Here is a 17,744-nt window from a genome sequence, read left to right on the forward strand (position 1 = left end):
GATATGGAGTTAAGGGCCGACATGTCCAGTATCGTTGCAAAACTCGGGTTGGCGGTTGTGCTCGCCAGCCCGGCCTCCGGCCAGATCACGACGGCCCAGATTTCGGCTCCCCAGATTTCCGATGCCAGCCGGGCGGTCTACACCGCCCGCCTTGCCAACAATGCCGCCGGACGCTTCAACGGCGTCGCCGCCAGCCCGCTGGCTTCCGCCGCGCAGGTGCCGATCCTCGACGCAGTAGTGACCTGGGACCGGCTGCGCCGCGAGAATTATCGCGGGCCGTTTTCCGAATATGCGGCCTTTCTGGCGACCTATCCCGATTTTCCGCAGTCGCTCGCCATTCGCCGCTACGCCGAGCGGGCGATGACGATGGACGTGCCGCCGCTCGAGCGGCTGGCCTATTTCGACCGCAACGAGCCGCTTTCGGCCGCTGCCAAGTTGCGCAAGGCCGAGGCGCTGCTGGCGCAGGGACGCCGCAACGACGCCAATGCCGTGGCGCGCGATGCCTGGGATTCGGCCGGGCTCGACGAGGAGACCGAGCGAGCGCTGATCGAAGGATTCGAATCCGTCCTGCGTCCCGAGGACCATCTTGGCCGCGCCGAGCGGCTGCTGTGGAACGGCCAGATCACCGCCGCCGGGCGGCTATTGCCGCGCCTCGACATGGACAGGCGGCTATGGCTGCTCGCCCGCATCGGCACACGCGGCAACTCGCCCGATGCCCAGGCGCGACTGAACGGCGTGCCGGCTTCGCTGCGCCGCGATCCCGGGCTGGTGCGCGACGAGGCGATGTGGCTGCGCCGTAACAACCGCCTGGCCGAGGCGCATCGGCTGCTGATCGACAGCCGGCCGACGCCCGGCAGCATCTTCGATCCGCAGCAATGGATGGCAACCCGGCTCGAACTCGGCCGCGCCGCCTGGCGCGCCGGCGACCCCGGCACCGCCTATGCGCTGATGGCGACCCACAACAGCTATGCCCCGCGAACCGCGGTGATCGAGCGCAGCCTGTCCGAACGGCAGGTCTATGTCGACCTGGAGTGGCTGGCCGGCTGGCTGGCGCTGCGCAAGCTGGCGCGGCCGCTCGACGCGGCCAAGCATTTCGAGAATGTCCGGGCGGCGGCGCAGACCCCGCTCAGCCAGTCCCGCGGCGACTATTGGGCCGGCCGCGCCTATGAGGCCGCCGGCCGTAGTACCGACTCCCGCCGCGCCTATGCGGCGGCGGCGCGGCATCCGGACTATTTCTATGGTCAGCTGGCCATCGAGCGGCTGGGGCAGCCCTATGCACTGCGCATCTCGCCGGCCCCGCTGATCGATCCCAACGCCCAGAGCACCTTCCGGGCCCGGCCGCTGGTCCGTGCCGCCGAGGCACTGGGCGGGCTCGACGACCGCGACCGCCAGCTGCTGTTCCTGCGCGCGATCGTCGGCAGCGCCGTCACGCCCGAGGATCATGCGCTGATCGCCGGGCTGGCGCCGATGCTGGGGCGGCTCGATCTCGGCGTCAACGCTTCCAAGGCGCTGCGCGGCCTGGGCGAGGCCGGGGTCGGCATCGATGCCGGGATTCCGCTTTATGAGGCCGGGTGGCCGATGCTGCCGCTACCGGAAAGCCTCGCCAGCCGGCAGGTGATCATCCACGCTATCACCCGGCAGGAAAGCCAGTTCGATCGTACCGCCCGCTCGCCGGCCAATGCACGCGGGATGATGCAGCTGTTGCCGGGCACCGCGGCCGAGACTGCCGGCAAGATCGGCATGCCGGTTTCGACGGAGCGGCTGTTCACCGATCCAGTTTACAATGTAACGCTGGGCAGCGCCTATTATCTGAGGATGCGTGATACCTTCGGCAGCGACGTCCTTGCCGTTGCTGCCTATAATGCCGGGCCGGGCAACGCCCGCAAGTTCATAACCCAGAATGGCGATCCGCGTGCGCCGAGCGTCGACATCGTCGATTGGATCGAGGCCATCCCGTTCTCGGAAACGCGCAACTATGTGCAGCGTGTGCTGGAGAATGCCGTGGTCTATGAGCAGCGTCTCGGCCTGCCGCAGACGGCGACGCCCCTCAGCCGCTGGTTGGGCAAGTCAACGCCCGGCTGAGTCCCGGGCTCGCTTTCCCAGCGCCTTTTCCGCGGCCGCCATCACGGCGTCGGGCACATCCGGATAGGAGAGGTCGACACCTTCCGAAAGAGCATCAATAACAGTCTCCAAAGCCTTGATACGGGCGTATTTCTTGTCATTGGCTTCGATAATCGTCCAGGGCGCGATCCTGGTCGAGCAGAAGTCGAACATGTCGTGATAGGCGGCCATATAGGCCTTGCGCTGGCTGCGATTGTGATAGTCGTCGACCCCGGTCTTCCACCGTTTCCATGGCGTTTCCAGCCGCTCAAGCAGGCGCTTGTCCTGCTCGTCCTGCGTCACATGCAGGAACAGCTTGACGATGCGCATGCCATCGGCGGCGAGCAGGGCTTCGAAATCGTTGATCTCGTCATAGGCGCGCTTCCACACCGGCTCGGAGGTCAGCGCGTCGACCCGCTCGACCAGCACCCGGCCGTACCAGCTGCGATCGAAGATGGCGATCTCGCGCGTCCCGGGCAGCCGCTGCCAGAAGCGCCAGAGATAATGATGGGCCAGTTCACCCACCGACGGGGCGGCGATCGACCAGGTCTTGGCGTAGCGCGGATCGAGCGGCGACACGAGGCGGCGGATCATGCCGCCCTTGCCCGCCGCATCCCAGCCCTCGACGGCGATCGCCGCCTTCAGCCCCTGGTTGATGTAAGCGGCCTGGACGAGTTCCAGACGGTGCTGGAGCGTCTCCAGCTGTGCCTCATAGGCCTCGCGACCCAGCTCGGCGCCGGTCTCGTACGCGTCCAGCCGCAGGCTCATTCGACCGTCCGGATATGCAGCTCGCGCAGCTGCTTGGCGCTGACCGGGCCGGGCGCGCCCATCATCAGGTCCTCGGCCTTCTGGTTCATCGGGAACATCACTACCTCGCGGATATTCGGCACGTCGGCAATCAGCATGACGATACGGTCGACGCCCGGCGCCGACCCGCCATGCGGCGGCGCGCCGAGCTTGAAGGCATTGATCATGCCGGAGAAGTTCTCGTCAACCTGCGCCTGGGTATAACCGGCGATCTCGAAAGCCTTGTACATGATCTCCGGCTTGTGATTGCGGATCGCCCCGGATGACAGCTCGACGCCATTGCAGACAATATCATATTGATAGGCAAGGATATCGAGCGGATCCTTGGTTTCCAGCGCCTCCAACTCGCCCTGCGGCATCGAGAAGGGATTGTGGCTGAAATCGATGCGGCCGGTCTCCTCGTCCGCCTCAAACATCGGGAAATCGACGATCCAGCACAGCTTGAAGACATTCTGCTCGATCAGCCCCAGCTGCTCGGCGACGCGGGTGCGGGCCTGGCCGGCCAGCTTGGCCGCCACCAGCGGCTTGCCGGCGGCGAAGAAGCAGCCATCGTCAGGTCCGAGGCCGAGCGCCTCGTAAATCGCCAGCATGCCGGCCTCGCCATGGTTCTTGGCGATCGGCCCACCGAACTCGCCGCCCTTGCGCGTCACATAACCGAGCCCGGCATGGCCCTCGCCCCGCGCCCATTCGTTCATGTCGTCGAAGAACTTGCGGCTCTTATCGGCGGTGCCCGGCGCCGGGATCGCCCGCACCGCAAGCCCCTGCTCGACCAGCTTGGCGAACAGCCCGAAGCCCGAGCCATGGAAATGCTCGGAGACATCCTGAATCACCAGCGGATTGCGCAGGTCGGGCTTGTCCGAACCATATTTGAGCATCGACTCCGCGTAGGGAATGCGCGGGAACGGCCCCGGCGTCACCACCCAGGGATCACGCCCGCCAAAGCCGGCAAACTCTTCGAAGACCCCGCCGAGAACCGGCTCAAGGGCTGCAAAAACATCATCTTGCGTCACGAAGCTCATTTCGAGATCGAGCTGATAGAACTCCCCCGGGGAGCGGTCGGCGCGGGCATCCTCGTCCCGGAAACAGGGCGCGATCTGGAAATAGCGGTCGAAGCCGGCGACCATCATCAGCTGCTTGAACATCTGCGGCGCCTGCGGCAGCGCGTAGAATTTGCCGGGGTGAATGCGGCTCGGCACAAGAAAATCTCGCGCGCCCTCGGGGCTGCTGGCGGTGAGGATCGGCGTCTGGAATTCGGTGAAGCCCTGCCCCATCATCCGCCGGCGCAGCGAAGCGATGACGCCCGAGCGCAGCATGATGTTGGCGTGCAGCTTCTCGCGGCGAAGGTCGAGATAGCGGTATTTGAGCCGGATCTCCTCCGGATATTCGGCATCGCCGGCGACTGGCATCGGCAGCTCGGCGGCGGCCGACTGGACGATCACTTCGGCGGCCCGGATCTCGATCTCGCCCGTGGCGAGGTTGCGGTTGGCAGTATCGCCTTCTCGCGCAACCACCTCGCCGGTGACGGTGACCACCGATTCCACGCGCAACCGATCCAGCACCTCGAAGGCCGGCGAAGACGGGCCGACGACGATCTGGGTCAGGCCGTAATGGTCGCGCAGGTCGATAAAAAGCACGCCGCCATGATCCCGCTTGCGGTGCACCCAACCGGAAAGCCGGACGGTCTGGCCGACATCGGCGAGGCGCAGCGCGGCGCAATCATGGGTTCTGTAGGCGTGCATGATGGGGTTTCCGGGCAACAAAATGGACAACAATCGAGAGTGGCGGATGCACACGCACTTCCATGCTTTGTCAAGCGTTGCAGTCGCGCTATGTCAGCCTATGCGAATCCACCCGCTGGTGACTGACACCTCGACTCTTGCCGCCATTTGCACCCGTATGGCCACTGCCGACTTTGTCGCGGTGGACACGGAGTTCATGCGCGAAACGACCTATTTCCCGGACCTCTGCCTGATTCAGCTGGGGACGGTCGACGAGGCTTGCGCCGTTGACCCCAAGGCGCCGGGCATCGACCTAGCGCCGATGCTCAAGCTGCTGGTCGAGGATGAGGTGCTGAAGGTCTTCCATGCCGGCGGGCAGGACCTGGAGATCATCTACAATCTGACCGGCAAGACGCCGAGCCCCCTGTTCGACACCCAGGTCGCCGCCATGGCGCTGGGGCTGGGCGAACAGGTCGGCTACACCAGCCTGGTCGCCGCCTATGCCGGGATCCAGATCGACAAGGGCGCGCGCTTCACCGACTGGGCGCGGCGGCCGCTGAACGATCGGCAGCTCGACTATGCGATCGGCGATGTCACCCATCTCGCCACGCTGTTCCCCAAGATGCTCGACAAGCTGCGCCGGACCGGGCGCGGCGGCTGGCTGGACGAGGAAATGGCGCGCGTCTCCGACCCCGCCACCTATGCCAATGATCCCGAAAAGGCCTGGACCCGACTGCGGCTGCCCAGCCGCAAGGCCGAGGTTCTGGGTCGGCTGAAGGCGCTGGCCCGCTGGCGCGAGCTGGAAGCGCAGGACAAGGACGTGCCGCGCGGTCGAATCGTCAAGGACGAGACGCTGGGCGATCTCGCCGGCTCGCCGCCGCGCCAACAGGCTGATCTGGCGCGGGTGCGCGGCCTGTCTTCGGCCTGGGCCAGCAATGCCATTGGCGAGCGGCTGATGCGGGCGCTGGCCGATGCGGCACCGCTGTCCCCCGATGAAATGCCGGCGCGCGAGCCGCAGCGCCCGGGCCTCAGCAGCGATGGCGCGCTGGTGGCGGACCTGCTCAAACTGCTGCTCAAGGTCCGCTCGAAGGAAGCCGGCGTGGCGCCGCGGCTGATCGTGCGCGGCGACGAGCTTGATGCGCTGGCCGCGGGCGTGCGCGACGGGCTGCCGATGCTGCACGGTTGGCGGCGCGAGATCTTCGGTGATGACGCGCTAGCGCTGGTCGAGGGTCGGACGGCGTTCAGCGTCGTCGCGGGCAAGATGGTGATGACGCGGCTGGAACAGATCCGCGAAGCGGCGAACGTCTAGCCGGCGACGACGCGGGCCTCGAGCCCGAGCACGCTTCCGAGCGTCTTCAGGCGTCGCTGCACAGCATCACCGGCCAGTGCCGGATTGCGCAGCGCGAGCAGGATCGCGCCGTCCTGCCGCAGCAACCGGCTGTCTTCCAGCGCCGAGGCGGTGCCGCCGGCGAGCCGCTGGCCAAGGCGCAACGCCAGTCCCCAGTGGCGGGCACGCAGCAGCTCGGCTTCCGGAGCTAGCCGGGCGAGGATTTCCAGCACAGGGGCGGTGGGCGATCCGCCGAAGCAGAAATGCAGCGCTGCTGCCAGCATGGCGCGCTCGGCGGCGGTGATTGAGACCCAATTGCCGTGCAACGCCGCATCGACGCCGCGCTCGGCACGGAAATCGGGGTGGGCGCGCCAGGCGATGTCGGAAAGCAGGCAGGCGGTCAGCCGGATGCGCCGCAGCGCCTCCGTCTCGTCGTTGCCGAACAGCCCGTCGATCCAGTCGAACAGCATGTCGCCATGCTCGGGGAAGCGGCCCTGGCGCGCGCCTTCGCTGCGCGCCGCGGTGACCAGCGGATCGAGCGCCTGCTCGTCGGGCGTGAGCTGGTCATAGAGCAGGCCCTCGCGCAGCCCGAAGCCCGAAGCGATGACCGACGAACAGCCCAGTCGCTTGACCACGGCGGCCAGCAGCATCGCCGCGCCGGGCAGCGACGGCAGCCGCGACGTCGACAGATTGGGCACCAGCTTGAGCTGGGCGGGGGCGATATGCGACAGCGTCCGCACCAGCGAGGCCGGGGCCGATGCCGGCATTTCGTAATGATGGACGATCGGCAGCGGATGGTCGTGCAGGTGCATGTGCAGTTGCGCCAGCGCCCGCCACGAGCCGCCGACCATGTAGAACGGCAGCCCCTTGCCTTCGTCCGCCCAGCCGACCCGGTCGAGCGCCTTGCGAATAAACGGCGCCAGCGCCCGGCTCTTGGTGCGGCGCACCGCTTCCAATCGCAGGGCGCCGATCGGAAGCGAGATTTGCTGGTGCGTCTGGCCGCCATGGACGCGGACCAGCTCCAGCGAGCCGCCGCCGAGGTCGCCAACGACGCCGTCGGCCATCGGGATACCCGAGATGACGCCGAGCGCCGCGCCGCGCGCCTCGTCGGCACCGCTGATTGTCTCGATGTCCAGCCCGCATTCGGCGCGCACCCGGGCGATGAAGATGTCGGCGTTATTTGCCTCGCGCACCGCCGCCGTCGCGACCACGCGCAAGCTGTCCAGCTGCATCGAATCGCTGAGCGCACGAAACCGCGCCAGCGCCGACACTGCGGTGTCCATGGCGCCCTTGCCGAGGCTGCCATTGGCGGCCAGCCCGCGTCCGAGCCCGGCCATCACCTTCTCGTTGAACATCGTCACGGGTACCCGGCTACGGCCCTGGTAAACGACCAGACGCACCGAATTGGAGCCGATGTCGATGATCCCGACCGGCCCGGTGCCGGCATTTCGGGCGGCGCGTGCCCGTTCCACGATCGGCACGATACGGGCCGGCTCGGCGGTCACCGGGCATCCTCCGCGCTGATTTCCGCGTCGGGCTCGTCGTCCAGCACCAGCCGGGGCACGCCGCCGGCCGTGCGCAGCGCCGCGCCGCGCCCGGACAGCGAGGGATTGGTCATGAAGTAACGATGCAGGTTGAACGGTGGCTCGGATGAATTGCTGCGCGCTTCCTTCAGCCGCTTGTAGCTGCCGTCGCTCATCATCTGCCAACTCTGTTCGGTGTCCTTGAGGTTGGCGACCATCACCTGGTCGAGCACCTGGGCATGGACGGTAGGGTTCTCGATCGGCACCAGCACCTCGACGCGGCGATCAAGGTTGCGGGGCATCCAGTCGGCGGACGAGATATACACCTTGGCCTTGCGCGACGGCAGCTCCTCGCCATTGGCGAAGACGAAGATCCGGCTATGCTCAAGGAAGCGGCCGACCACCGAGCGGACATGAATATTCTGCGATAGGCCTGGCACGCCGGGCCGGAGGCAGCAAATGCCGCGAATGATCAGCTCGATCTCGACGCCGGCGTTGCTGGCCTCATAGAGCTTGTCGATGATGCCGGGGTCGACGAGGCTATTGAGCTTGACCCATATCTCGGCTTTGAGCCCGGCTTCGGCATTGGCGATCTCGGCATCGATCAGATCATAGAGCATGGCCCGCATCGACAGCGGCGCCATGCCGATCTTCACCAGCTTGGTCGGCTGGACATAGCCGGTAATGTAGTTGAGCACCTGGGCGGCATCGCGCGCGAGCACTGGATCGGCGGTAAAAAAGCTGAGATCGGTATAGATGCGCGCCGTCACCGGATGATAATTGCCGGTGCCGAAATGCACATAGGTGCGGATCTCGGAGCCCTCGCGGCGTACCACCATGCTCAGCTTGGCGTGGGTCTTCCATTCTACGAAGCCATAGACGACCTGCACGCCGGCACGCTCCAGCGCGGCGGCCCAGACCAGATTCTGCTCCTCGTCGAACCGCGCCTTCAGCTCGACGACGGCGGTGACACTCTTGCCGGCCTCGGCAGCATCGATCAGCGTACGGACGATCGGCGAGTTCTTGCCGGCGCGGTAGAGCGTCTGCTTGATGGCGATGACGTCCGGATCGGCGGCAGCCTGTCGCAGGAACGCCAGTACCACCTCGAAGCTTTCGTACGGATGGTGGACGACAATGTCCTTGGTGCGGATTGCGGCGAAACAGTCCCCGCCATGCTCGCGGATGCGCTCCGGAAAGCGCGGGGTGTAAGGCTCGAACTTGAGATCGGGCCGGTCCTCCTCGACCAGCTCGGCAAGGTCGGCAATGCCAAGGATGCCTTCGACCGCGGTGGTGTCGCGCTCGCCGACGCCGAGCGCCTGCTGGACCATCGCCAGCAGCACGGGGGGCGTCTCGACCTCAATTTTCAGTCGGATCACCTCACCGCGCCGCCGCCGTTTCAAGGCGGTCTGGAAGTAGCGGACCAGATCCTCGGCCTCTTCCTCCACCTCGATGTCGCTGTCCCGGATCACCCGGAAGGCGCCATGGCCGATCATCGCATAGCCGGGGAACAATTGTCCGAAGAAAGCCCGGATGGTGTTCTCCAGGCTGATGAACCGCACGGCCGCCCCCGGCAGGCGGATGAAGCGCGGCAGCATTGCCGGCAGCATCAGCAGCGCGTGCAGCTGCTCGTCGTCTGACAGCCGCCGCAGCTCCATGATCAGCGAGAATCCCTTGTTCGGGATAAACGGGAACGGGTGGGCGGGATCGATGGCCTGCGGGGTCAACACCGGGAAGATCTGGTCGAGGAAGTGCCGCTCCAGCCACTGGCGTTCACTATTGGTCAGCGCCTCTTCGCCGATGATCTTGAAGTTGGCGCGGCCGAGCTCGTCGACCAGCTCACCCCATACCGCCTGCTGGGCGCGCATCAGCGCATCGGCCTTGTCGGCGATAGCGGCGAGTTGCTGGGCCGGAGTCATCCCTTCCGGACTGCGGGTCTCGATGCCGGCACGCACCTGGCCGCGCAGGCCGGCGACGCGGACCATGTAGAATTCATCGAGGTTGTTGCCCGAGATCGACAGGAAGCGCAGCCGCTCGAGCAGCGGATGCGACAGATTGGTCGCCTCTTCCAGCACCCGGTCATTGAATGCCAGCCAGGACAGCTCGCGGTTGAAGTATCGGACCGTGTCATCGGCGATGGCGCGCCGCGGCAGAGGTTTGCTGGGCTGAGCGCTGGACCGGGTCGACATGCCTCTACCCTAGCCCGTTGGCGCGCGGACGTCGACTACAGGATGGTTACAATTCGAGGCTCAGCTGATGTTCGAGCGCGGCCCGCGCCAGCGGCACGGTGATCTCGCGGCGCTCGGCCAACGCCACCGCATCGAGCGTATCGACCGCCTCGCCGGCGGCCGTAAAGCGCCGCTCGATCCGCAGCGCCAGCCACTGGATGACGTCGTCGGCCACCCGCAGCCCGCGATCGGCGAAGCGCTTGGCCAGCACGGCGGCGAGCAGCGCGTCATCGGGCTCCGGCAGCCAGACCACCGGCGTCGCCGCAAGCCGCGAGCCGAGATCGGGCAATCGGTGCGCCCAGAGCTTCGGCACAACCCGCCCGGTCATCAGCAGCGGCCGCTCGGCGGTGGCGGCGTTCCAGGCGTGGAACAGCGGCTCGCCGTCATCCAGCCGGTCGGCATCCTCGATCAGCCGGGCGCCGGTTCGCGCCGCCACCATGCCGGCGAGATGGCTCTTGCCCGATGCCGGCGGCCCGAGGATCAGGCAGCGTGGCATCGGCCAGACGGTGGGTCGCGACAGCCAGTGGACGGCGGCGCGGTTGCTGTCCGAGACGAAATAGTCCGCCTCGCCCATCCGGGGCACCCAGCCGAGCGGCAGCGGCGGCTGCTCGATCAGGGTCATCATTCGGGCGGGGGGACAGGCGGGGGGGCATCGCTGCGGTAGCCGCCGTAGAAGCTGCTTCGGCGGTAGTGGGTGAGTGCCGCGCGGACGACGACGCCGAGGACAGCGGCCACCGGCACCGCCAGGAAAACCCCGGCGAGACCGGCGACGGCGCCGCCGGCAAACACCGAGAACAGCACCCACACCGGGTGCAGGCCGATCCTGTCGCCGATCAGATTGGGGGTGAGAATGGCGCTTTCGAGGATCTGTCCGACCTGAAACACGCCGAAAACCAGCAGAAGCTGGACCCAATCGAGCCCAAATTGACCGATGGCGACCATCAGGCTCAGTGCCACCGCGACGATAACGCCGAGGAACGGGACGAAGCCGAAGACGCCTGCGAGCACGCCGAGCACCAGCGCATAGTCAAGCCCGACCAGGCTCCAGCCGATCGCATAGAACACCGCCAACACCAGGCAGACCATCGACTGGCCGCGCACGAAGCCACCCAACGCCGTGTCGGCATCGCGGACAATCTTGTGAAATTCCGGCAGGTTACGCCGCGGCCACCAGCTTTCCACCTGCCGCAGGATGCCGGCCCAGTCGCGCAGCAGATAAAAGGCGACGATCGGGGTGACGACGAGGAAATTCAGCACGTTGACGAATGCCAGGCTGCCCGAAAGCAGCGAGCCCAACGCCGTCGTCGCCCAATCGACAGCGCGTCCTCCCATCTGCTCGACCAGCCCCTTGAGATCGACCGCCGCCCCGCTCTGCCGGAGCAGCCGCTGGGCCAGCGGCAGGGTGCTGTCGATCAATCCCGGCAGTCGCTCGATCAGCTGGACGATCTGCGCCTCGATGATCGGCGCGCTGGCGAGGATGAGCCCGACCAGCGCGCACATCGCCAGCACCAGCACCAGAGCCGACGCCGCGCTGCGGCCGATCCGGCCGCCGCCGCCCAGGCGCTGCAGTCGGGTGGCGACGGGATCGAGCAGATAGGCGAGGATGAAGCCAGCGATGAACGGGCCGGCGACGCTGCGCGAGGCCCAGGCCAGTACGCCCAAGCCGATCAGCAGCAGCAACCACACCCAATGCATCCGCGGCAGGCTCAGCCGGTCGGCGAGGCTGAGGCCCATCGCCGGATTCTCGGGCGTAGGATTTTCGGGTTGCAACGGCACCACGGGGGCCTGGCCAGAAGGTGGTTTCACCGGGGTCCTCACGAGCGCGGCGGCGGCAGCAGATTAGCGGGCGCACCGGCCGGCGGCGGTGCTGGCGATGCCGGCGCTGGCGATGCGGGTGCCGATGGGAGCGTTGATGCTGCCGGCGGGGACGATCCAGGAGGCGACGATCCGGGAGCCGCCGGCGGCGCGGGCGTGCCGCCGGCAGCGGGAGGCAGGGCAACGACCGGCCCGCGGCGCAGCACGGGCAGCGGCGTCTCATTGCCCAGGGCAAGGCCGCTTGCCGCCAGCGATGCCCGTAATGCCGGCTCGCCGCCGACATAGCTGACCAGCAGCCGCGAATTGCCACCGAGCGACAGGCTGGTGACGGCGACGCTCATTACCCCGGGCACCCGCCGCAACGCCGATTCGATGGCGCCGTAGCTCGCCGAATCGGGCGTGCCGACGACGATCTCGAGACCGCTGACGATCTGGTCGTCGACCACCGTGCCGGCCGCCACCGACGATTCGAAGAACGGCGGCGCGGCGATCACCGGTTCGAGATCGACGGCGAGCCCGGCCTCGGCCTGAAGCTGGCCGCTGCGCAGCGCTTCGGCATAGATCTCATCGATCCGCCGGGTCGCCTCGTCGAGCATCGCCGGCAGAGCCGAATCGTCGTCGGCGGTCAGCGTGAACCGGCCGAGCAGCTGCGCGTCCGGGCCATGGCGGGCGAGGAACTCGCCGCGCAGCGGCCCGCCGGGCCAGCGCCGCACCAGCCGCGCCTCCGCAATCAGCACATCGACGGCGTCATAGCGGGTCAGCAACGTCCGCCAGGTCGAGCGCTCGGGCCGGCGCAGCTGGAAACCGGTGAGCAGCACATTGTCGGCGGCTGAGCCGGGCGGCACGACATAATCGAGCGGCGTCACATTCTCGCGGAACCGCGCCCACGCCGCCGCCCAGGGTGTCTTCTGCTGGAACAGCACCGAGGCGCCGCCATCGATCCAGACCGGCAGCAGCAGCATCGGCGGCGATTGCAGTGTCGAGGTGACGCCGCCGAAATAATCGACGACGCGGGACCGGTCGAACACCACCGCCAGCCGGGCAATATAGCGGGTCATCGAGAAGCGTTCGCCCTGGCTCTCGATGCCCGAGACAATGCCATCGAGCTGACCATCGGACAGGCGCGGCGCGGCCGTCGCCGGGTTGCCGGTCAGCCGCGACCACAGCAGCGGCCAGGCCTTGCGCTGGGCGAGCCGGAACCCGGCCAGCCGTGCCGCCTGCGGCGTCGACGCCGAAACATCGACGGCGATGCCGCCGATGCTGTAGGCGCTGCCGGCGCTCGCCGCTGCCTCGGGCGCCTGAACGCGCGGCGGCGCCTGCGCCACCGCCGGCTGCGCCGACAGCGCCAGCAGCAGCACGAGAACAAGAGGAGTGAGAGCGCGCGACATCTAGCCGGCGTTCTGGCCTGCCCTGAGCCTGCTGCCAAGAGGCAAGTGCGCGGGGCACGTGACGATTGCCTTCCCCGTGCCAGCCGTTAAGGCTGCCCGGCATGAGCCAGTCCCCCTCTGATCGCGCCCCGCTCAGCTATGCCGAAGCCGGCGTTTCCATCGCTGCCGGCAATGCGCTGGTCCGCGCCATCGCGCCGCTTGCCCGCAGCACCGCCCGCCCGGGCGCCGATGCCGAATTGGGCGGATTCGGCGGCTTCTTCGACCCCAGGGCGGCGGGCTACAAGGACCCGCTGCTGGTCGCGGCCAATGACGGCGTCGGCACCAAGCTGAAGCTGGCGATCGACACCGGCCAGCACGGCGGCGTCGGCATCGACCTGGTGGCGATGTGCGTCAACGACCTGATCGTTCAGGGCGCCGAGCCGTTGTTCTTCCTCGATTATTTCGCCACCGGCCGGCTTGAGAACGAGGTTGCCGAGGCCGTCGTCGCCGGCATTGCCGAGGGCTGCCGCCAGGCCGGCGCGGCGCTGATCGGGGGCGAAACCGCCGAGATGCCCGGCATGTATGCGCCCGGCGACTATGACCTTGCCGGCTTTGCCGTGGGCGCCGTCGAGCGCGGCGAGCAGCTGACCGGCGATGCGGTGGCGGCCGGCGACATATTGCTTGGCCTGCCCAGCACCGGCGCGCATTCGAACGGCTATTCGCTGATCCGGCGGATCATCGCCCGCAGCGGCGCCCCGCTCGCCGCAGCTGCGCCTTTTGCGCCCGAGATGAGCCTCGGCGAGGCGCTACTGACGCCGACCGCCATCTATGTCCGGGCGTTGCTGCCGGCGATCCGCGCCGGGCGCATCCATGCGCTGGCGCACATCACCGGCGGCGGCTTCTTAGAGAATATTCCGCGCGTGCTGCCGCGCCACCTGCGCGCCCATCTGGAGGCGCAGCCGCTGTCGCCGCTGTTCGACTGGCTGCGCAGCGAAGGCAGCCTGGCGCCGGACGAGATGGCCCGCACCTTTAACTGCGGCTTCGGCATGGTGCTGGCCGTTGCCCCCGGCGAGGCCGATGCGCTGGCCGCCGAATTGGGGGCGATGCCGCTCGGCCATGTCGCGGCGGGCACACGCGGCTGCGAGATCCATGGCGCGGCCGGTCTGTGGGGCAGCACCGCCGGCTGGACCGCGCAGCACGATGCCTAAGGCGCGTCTCGCCGTCCTGATCTCGGGGCGCGGATCGAACATGGCGGCACTGCTCCATGCATCGCGGCTGATGGCGGACTGCCCCTATGAGATCATGCTGGTTGCCGCCAACGATCCGGACGCGCCCGGGCTGGCGCTGGCCGCTGCCGAGGGCATCGCCACCTTCGGTCATTCGCACAAGGGGCTGACGCGTGCCGGCTTCGATGCGATCATCGATGCAGAGCTGGACCGCCACCAGATCAGCCATGTCGCGCTGGCCGGATACATGCGGCTGCTGTCGCCGGCCTTTGTCGAGAAATGGCAGGGGCGCTGCTTCAACATTCACCCGTCGCTGCTGCCGGCGCACAAGGGGCTGCATGTCCATGAGGCGGTGCTGGCCAATGGCGAGTCCGTGTCGGGCTGCACGGTCCATCTGGTCACCGCCGAGCTCGATGGCGGGCCGATCCTCGGCCAGGCCCGGGTGGCGGTGCTTGCCGATGACACGCCGGACAGCCTCGCCGCGCGCATCCTGATCGCCGAGCACCAGCTCTATCCGCGCATCATCGCCCGCCACATCGCCGCCGACCAGGCCCCCCTGCCCCGCCTGCGCGCGCTGGCGCTGGCGCTGCCCAAGGCGCGCGAAAAGCTGTCGCACGGCGCGCCCGGCTTCTTCGTGGAAGGCGGCAAGTTCTTCGCCTATTTCTCCGACAATCATCATGGCAGCGGCATCAGCGCGCTGCTGGTGGCGACCAGCGGGCTGGAGGAACAGGCGATGCTGATCGAGCAGGACCCGGGGCTCTATTACCGGCCGCCCTATTTCGGCGCTTCGGGCTGGATTGGCATCCGCCTCGATACCGGCGACACCGATTGGGAGATGGTCGAGGGCTGGCTGCGGCGGAGCTGGGAAGTCGCGGCGCCGAAGCGGCTGCGGCGGCTGGTGACGGGGATTTAAAAAAGCCCTAACTTTGCCGGGGCTTACGTCAGACGGGATCGGGCGCAGTGCGCGCCCGCCCCGCTGGCCGGGCTTCGCACGAGTCAGGCCGTAGCGTTGCTACGGCCAGCCGCGCTCAGCCAACAATCTCGGTCTGCGCGAAGAAATAGGCGATCTCGATCGCCGCGTTTTCCTCGGAATCGGAACCGTGCACCGAGTTTGCCTCGATCGATTCGGCGAAGCTCTTGCGGATCGTGCCCTCATCGGCATTGGCCGGGTTGGTGGCGCCCATGATCTCGCGGTAGCGCGGCACGGCGTCCTCGCCCTCGAGCACCTGCACCACCACCGGGCCGGAGATCATGAACGACACCAGCTCGCCGAAGAAGCCGCGCTCGCGGTGGACGGCATAGAAGCCCTCGGCCTGCGCCTGGGTCAGGTGCAGACGCTTCTGGGCGACAATGCGCAGGCCGGCGCCTTCGATGACGGCGTTGATCGCGCCGGTCAGGTTGCGCCGGGTCGCATCGGGCTTCAGAATCGAGAAAGTGCGCGTCACGGCCATGAGAGTGTCCATTTCCTGTGCTGGTGTAGGGATTGGCCGGGCGTCTAGGGGCAACAGCGCCGGTTTGCAACCTCAACCGGCTTTCTCGAACGCCCCGCTGTCGCCTTCCCGCCAATAGGTCGGGACGATGCCGTCCATTGCCTTCAGCCGCCGCCAATGGCCGCGCGCCGCCTCCACGTCGGCCTCGCCGAACAGGTAGAGCAGCCGCGCCATGCCAGTGAGGTCGTCGGGCAGGTTGCCGAGCACCTGCACCAGGCAGTCGGCGCGATTGGCCGGCGGCCAGCGGGCGCCGAGCAGCACCGGCTGGCTGGACAGCCGGTCCTCGGCGATCGAGCCCTCCCGCCCGTGCGGCACGAAGCTCGGCGGCGAAAAGCTCCACAGCTGCTCGTCCAGCCGGGCCAGCAGCGCCGCGTCGTCGCAACGCACGAGCAGCCGGTGACCGGCCGCCAGTGCCCGCGTCACCAGCGATGGCAGCACGGCCTCCACCGGCCTGCGGGCGAGCTGGTAGAAGCCGGCGATCATCCCCGCGTTTCGAAATTGTCCGCGATGAACCGGTCAAGCAGCCGGACGCCGAAACCGGTGGCGCCCTTGTCGTGCAGTGTGCCGGCCTTGTCGGCCCAGACTGTGCCGGCGATATCGAGATGCGCCCATTTCACGCCGGGCTTGATGAACCGGGCAAGGAACTGCGCCGCCGTCACCGAGCCGGCATGACGGCCACCGACGTTCTTCATGTCGGCGATCGGGCTGTCGATCAGCTTGTCGTACGACGGGCCCATCGGCATCCGCCAGAGCTTGTCGTCGACGCTGCGCCCTGCCGCTTCGAGCTGCGCCGCCAGCCCATCTTCATTGGCGAACAGCCCGGCATATTCCTCGCCGAGGCTGACGATGATCGCGCCGGTCAGCGTCGCCAGATCGACGATCACCTCGGGCGACCAGGTCTTCTGCACCCAGCACAGCAGGTCGCAGAGCACCAGCCGGCCCTCGGCGTCGGTATTGATAACCTCGATTGTCTGGCCGTCCATGCTGGTGACGACATCGCCGGGGCGCTGGGCATTGCCGTCCGGCATGTTCTCGACCAGCCCGACGACGCCGACGACATGCGCCCGCGCCTTGCGCGCTGCCAGCGCATGCATCGCCCCGGTGACCGCACCGGCACCGCCCATGTCCCACTTCATGTCTTCCATGCCGCCGGCCGGCTTCAGCGAGATGCCGCCGGTATCGAAGGTGACGCCCTTGCCGACCAGCAGCACCGGCTTGCCGGCGTCCGCGCCCAGGCCGTTCCAGCGCATCGCCAGTACCCGGGCCGGGCGGACCGAACCCTGCGAGACGCCGAGCAGCGCGCCCATGCCGAGCGTACGCATCTCGTCCTCGTCGAGCACCGTCAGTTCGATGCCGAGGCCGGCGAGGTCCATGGCGCGCTCGACGAAGCTTTCCGGATAGATGATGTTGGCCGGTTCGCTGACCAGCTCGCGAGTCCGCGCGACGCCGCCGGCGATCGCCGCCAGCCGGTCGTGCCAGGCCCCGGCGCCGGTGGCGCCGATTACATCGATGGCAACCAGGGTCGGCTTCTGCTTCTCCTTCATCGTCGTCCGGTAGCGGTCGAAACGCCAGCTGCGCAGCGCCGCGCCATGCGCCAGGTGCGCTGCCGCTTCCGCCAGCGGCAGCGCCGCCTGCACCCCGGAAACATCGACGCTCAGCCGCGTCTCGCCGCTGGTCAGCAGCCGCGCCGCCAGCGCCCCGCCGATCTTCTCGAACACCGCCGCATCGGCCTTGTCGGGATCGCCGGTGCCGACCACCAGCAGCCGCGTCGCCTCGGTGCCGGCCGGGGCGAGCAGCTCGACGACGCTTGCCGCCTCGCCCTCGAAGCGCGCTGACGCCAGTGCCCGCCTGAGCTGCCCGCCGCCCGCCGCATCGAGGGCCGCGGCGGCCCCGGCCAGCCCGTCCTTCATCTCGGCGGGGGAAACCAGCACGGCGTGCGCATGCGCCAGGGTGTCGATCTGCTGCGGAAAGCTAATTTCCATCTTCGCTCCTCAAGGACTGATGCCGGTCCGACCGGTGTCTGCCCTTCGTCTAGAGCGCCGCGCACGCGCACGCAAACCATGTGGTGGACGCCCGTGTCCGGCCTCGCTAAGGCTGCCGATGTGGACGCCCGTCGATCGCCCTGTCGCCTGTCCCTGCGTCCTGC

The 17,744-nt window shown here is 67.9% G+C and carries 14 protein-coding genes; 4 read left to right on the plus strand and 10 right to left on the minus strand.

Annotation, left to right across the window (positions count from 1 at the left end):
• The first annotated feature begins 21 nt into the window (after positions 1-21).
• A complete protein-coding gene (locus ACTIFJ_RS01945) occupies positions 22-2,082 on the plus strand; it encodes a transglycosylase SLT domain-containing protein (protein ID WP_439532396.1) in 2,061 nt (686 codons plus the stop codon).
• Here the strand turns inward: ACTIFJ_RS01945 and ACTIFJ_RS01950 are convergent.
• Positions 2,068-2,868, minus strand: coding sequence for a polyphosphate kinase 2 family protein (locus ACTIFJ_RS01950; RefSeq protein ID WP_439532397.1), 801 nt, complete (start codon positions 2,866-2,868; stop codon positions 2,068-2,070). The genes ACTIFJ_RS01945 and ACTIFJ_RS01950 overlap by 15 nt on opposite strands.
• Positions 2,865-4,646: an aspartate--tRNA ligase gene (gene aspS, locus ACTIFJ_RS01955; protein WP_439532398.1), complete on the minus strand. Its 1,782-nt coding sequence runs from the start codon at positions 4,644-4,646 to the stop codon at positions 2,865-2,867. Before aspS ends, ACTIFJ_RS01950 begins: the two co-directional genes overlap by 4 nt.
• Before the next feature lie 100 nt (positions 4,647-4,746).
• Between aspS and rnd the strand changes: the two genes are divergently transcribed.
• Positions 4,747-5,934, plus strand: a complete 1,188-nt coding sequence (gene rnd, locus ACTIFJ_RS01960; protein WP_439532399.1) for a ribonuclease D — start codon at positions 4,747-4,749, stop codon at positions 5,932-5,934.
• Here the strand turns inward: rnd and ACTIFJ_RS01965 are convergent.
• From ACTIFJ_RS01965 to ACTIFJ_RS01985, 5 genes are read right to left on the minus strand one after another with little or no spacing between them, the layout of a single operon-like run.
• The gene (locus ACTIFJ_RS01965) at positions 5,931-7,457 is read right to left on the minus strand and encodes a Ppx/GppA phosphatase family protein (protein ID WP_439532400.1); all 1,527 of its coding nucleotides are present in this window, start codon (positions 7,455-7,457) and stop codon (positions 5,931-5,933) included. The two genes, rnd and ACTIFJ_RS01965, sit on opposite strands and share 4 nt — an antisense overlap.
• Positions 7,454-9,661: an RNA degradosome polyphosphate kinase gene (locus tag ACTIFJ_RS01970; RefSeq protein ID WP_439532401.1), complete on the minus strand. Its 2,208-nt coding sequence runs from the start codon at positions 9,659-9,661 to the stop codon at positions 7,454-7,456. Before ACTIFJ_RS01970 ends, ACTIFJ_RS01965 begins: the two co-directional genes overlap by 4 nt.
• Positions 9,662-9,707: 46 nt before the next feature.
• The gene (locus ACTIFJ_RS01975; protein ID WP_439532402.1) at positions 9,708-10,325 is read right to left on the minus strand and encodes an HdaA/DnaA family protein; all 618 of its coding nucleotides are present in this window, start codon (positions 10,323-10,325) and stop codon (positions 9,708-9,710) included.
• The gene (locus ACTIFJ_RS01980; protein WP_439532403.1) at positions 10,322-11,506 is read right to left on the minus strand and encodes an AI-2E family transporter; all 1,185 of its coding nucleotides are present in this window, start codon (positions 11,504-11,506) and stop codon (positions 10,322-10,324) included. Before ACTIFJ_RS01980 ends, ACTIFJ_RS01975 begins: the two co-directional genes overlap by 4 nt.
• Positions 11,507-11,514: 8 nt before the next feature.
• On the minus strand, positions 11,515-12,903 hold the full coding sequence (locus ACTIFJ_RS01985) for a heavy-metal-associated domain-containing protein (RefSeq protein WP_439532404.1): 1,389 nt from the start codon (positions 12,901-12,903) through the stop codon (positions 11,515-11,517).
• Between the two features lie 101 nt (positions 12,904-13,004).
• Between ACTIFJ_RS01985 and purM the strand changes: the two genes are divergently transcribed.
• A complete protein-coding gene (gene purM / locus ACTIFJ_RS01990) occupies positions 13,005-14,090 on the plus strand; it encodes a phosphoribosylformylglycinamidine cyclo-ligase (protein ID WP_439532405.1) in 1,086 nt (361 codons plus the stop codon).
• Positions 14,083-15,021 carry a phosphoribosylglycinamide formyltransferase gene (gene purN, locus ACTIFJ_RS01995; RefSeq protein WP_439532406.1) on the plus strand — a complete coding sequence of 313 codons (939 nt, stop codon included), beginning with the start codon at positions 14,083-14,085 and terminating at the stop codon, positions 15,019-15,021. The genes purM and purN overlap by 8 nt, the downstream gene beginning before the upstream one ends.
• A gap of 115 nt (positions 15,022-15,136) precedes the next feature.
• On the opposite strand, the gene ndk is transcribed toward purN, so the two are convergent.
• From ndk to ACTIFJ_RS02010, 3 genes are all read right to left on the minus strand, one after another.
• Complete coding sequence (ndk, locus tag ACTIFJ_RS02000; protein ID WP_439532421.1) at positions 15,137-15,559, minus strand: nucleoside-diphosphate kinase; 423 nt, start codon at positions 15,557-15,559, stop codon at positions 15,137-15,139.
• A gap of 72 nt (positions 15,560-15,631) precedes the next feature.
• A complete protein-coding gene (locus tag ACTIFJ_RS02005; protein ID WP_439532407.1) occupies positions 15,632-16,081 on the minus strand; it encodes a DNA polymerase III subunit chi in 450 nt (149 codons plus the stop codon).
• A complete protein-coding gene (locus tag ACTIFJ_RS02010) occupies positions 16,078-17,580 on the minus strand; it encodes a leucyl aminopeptidase (RefSeq protein WP_439532408.1) in 1,503 nt (500 codons plus the stop codon). The genes ACTIFJ_RS02005 and ACTIFJ_RS02010 overlap by 4 nt, the downstream gene beginning before the upstream one ends.
• Between the last annotated feature and the right edge of the window lie 164 nt (positions 17,581-17,744).

Origin of the sequence: Polymorphobacter sp. (genome assembly GCF_051860865.1) — a bacterium.
In the GTDB taxonomy this organism is placed as follows: domain Bacteria; phylum Pseudomonadota; class Alphaproteobacteria; order Sphingomonadales; family Sphingomonadaceae; genus Sandarakinorhabdus.

What these genes read in the sequence shown, in the direction of transcription:
- purN (WP_439532406.1), top strand. Translation starts at nt 14,083, where the DNA reads ATGCCTAAGGCGCGTCTCGCCGTCCTGATCTCGGGGCGCGGATCGAAC.
- ACTIFJ_RS01985 (WP_439532404.1), bottom strand. Translation starts at nt 12,903, where the DNA reads ATGTCGCGCGCTCTCACTCCTCTTGTTCTCGTGCTGCTGCTGGCGCTG.
- ACTIFJ_RS02010 (WP_439532408.1), bottom strand. Translation starts at nt 17,580, where the DNA reads ATGGAAATTAGCTTTCCGCAGCAGATCGACACCCTGGCGCATGCGCAC.
- aspS (WP_439532398.1), bottom strand. Translation starts at nt 4,646, where the DNA reads ATGCACGCCTACAGAACCCATGATTGCGCCGCGCTGCGCCTCGCCGAT.
- ACTIFJ_RS02005 (WP_439532407.1), bottom strand. Translation starts at nt 16,081, where the DNA reads ATGATCGCCGGCTTCTACCAGCTCGCCCGCAGGCCGGTGGAGGCCGTG.
- ACTIFJ_RS01945 (WP_439532396.1), top strand. Translation starts at nt 22, where the DNA reads ATGTCCAGTATCGTTGCAAAACTCGGGTTGGCGGTTGTGCTCGCCAGC.
- rnd (WP_439532399.1), top strand. Translation starts at nt 4,747, where the DNA reads ATGCGAATCCACCCGCTGGTGACTGACACCTCGACTCTTGCCGCCATT.
- ACTIFJ_RS01970 (WP_439532401.1), bottom strand. Translation starts at nt 9,661, where the DNA reads ATGTCGACCCGGTCCAGCGCTCAGCCCAGCAAACCTCTGCCGCGGCGC.
- ACTIFJ_RS01975 (WP_439532402.1), bottom strand. Translation starts at nt 10,325, where the DNA reads ATGATGACCCTGATCGAGCAGCCGCCGCTGCCGCTCGGCTGGGTGCCC.
- purM (WP_439532405.1), top strand. Translation starts at nt 13,005, where the DNA reads ATGAGCCAGTCCCCCTCTGATCGCGCCCCGCTCAGCTATGCCGAAGCC.
- ndk (WP_439532421.1), bottom strand. Translation starts at nt 15,559, where the DNA reads ATGGCCGTGACGCGCACTTTCTCGATTCTGAAGCCCGATGCGACCCGG.
- ACTIFJ_RS01950 (WP_439532397.1), bottom strand. Translation starts at nt 2,868, where the DNA reads ATGAGCCTGCGGCTGGACGCGTACGAGACCGGCGCCGAGCTGGGTCGC.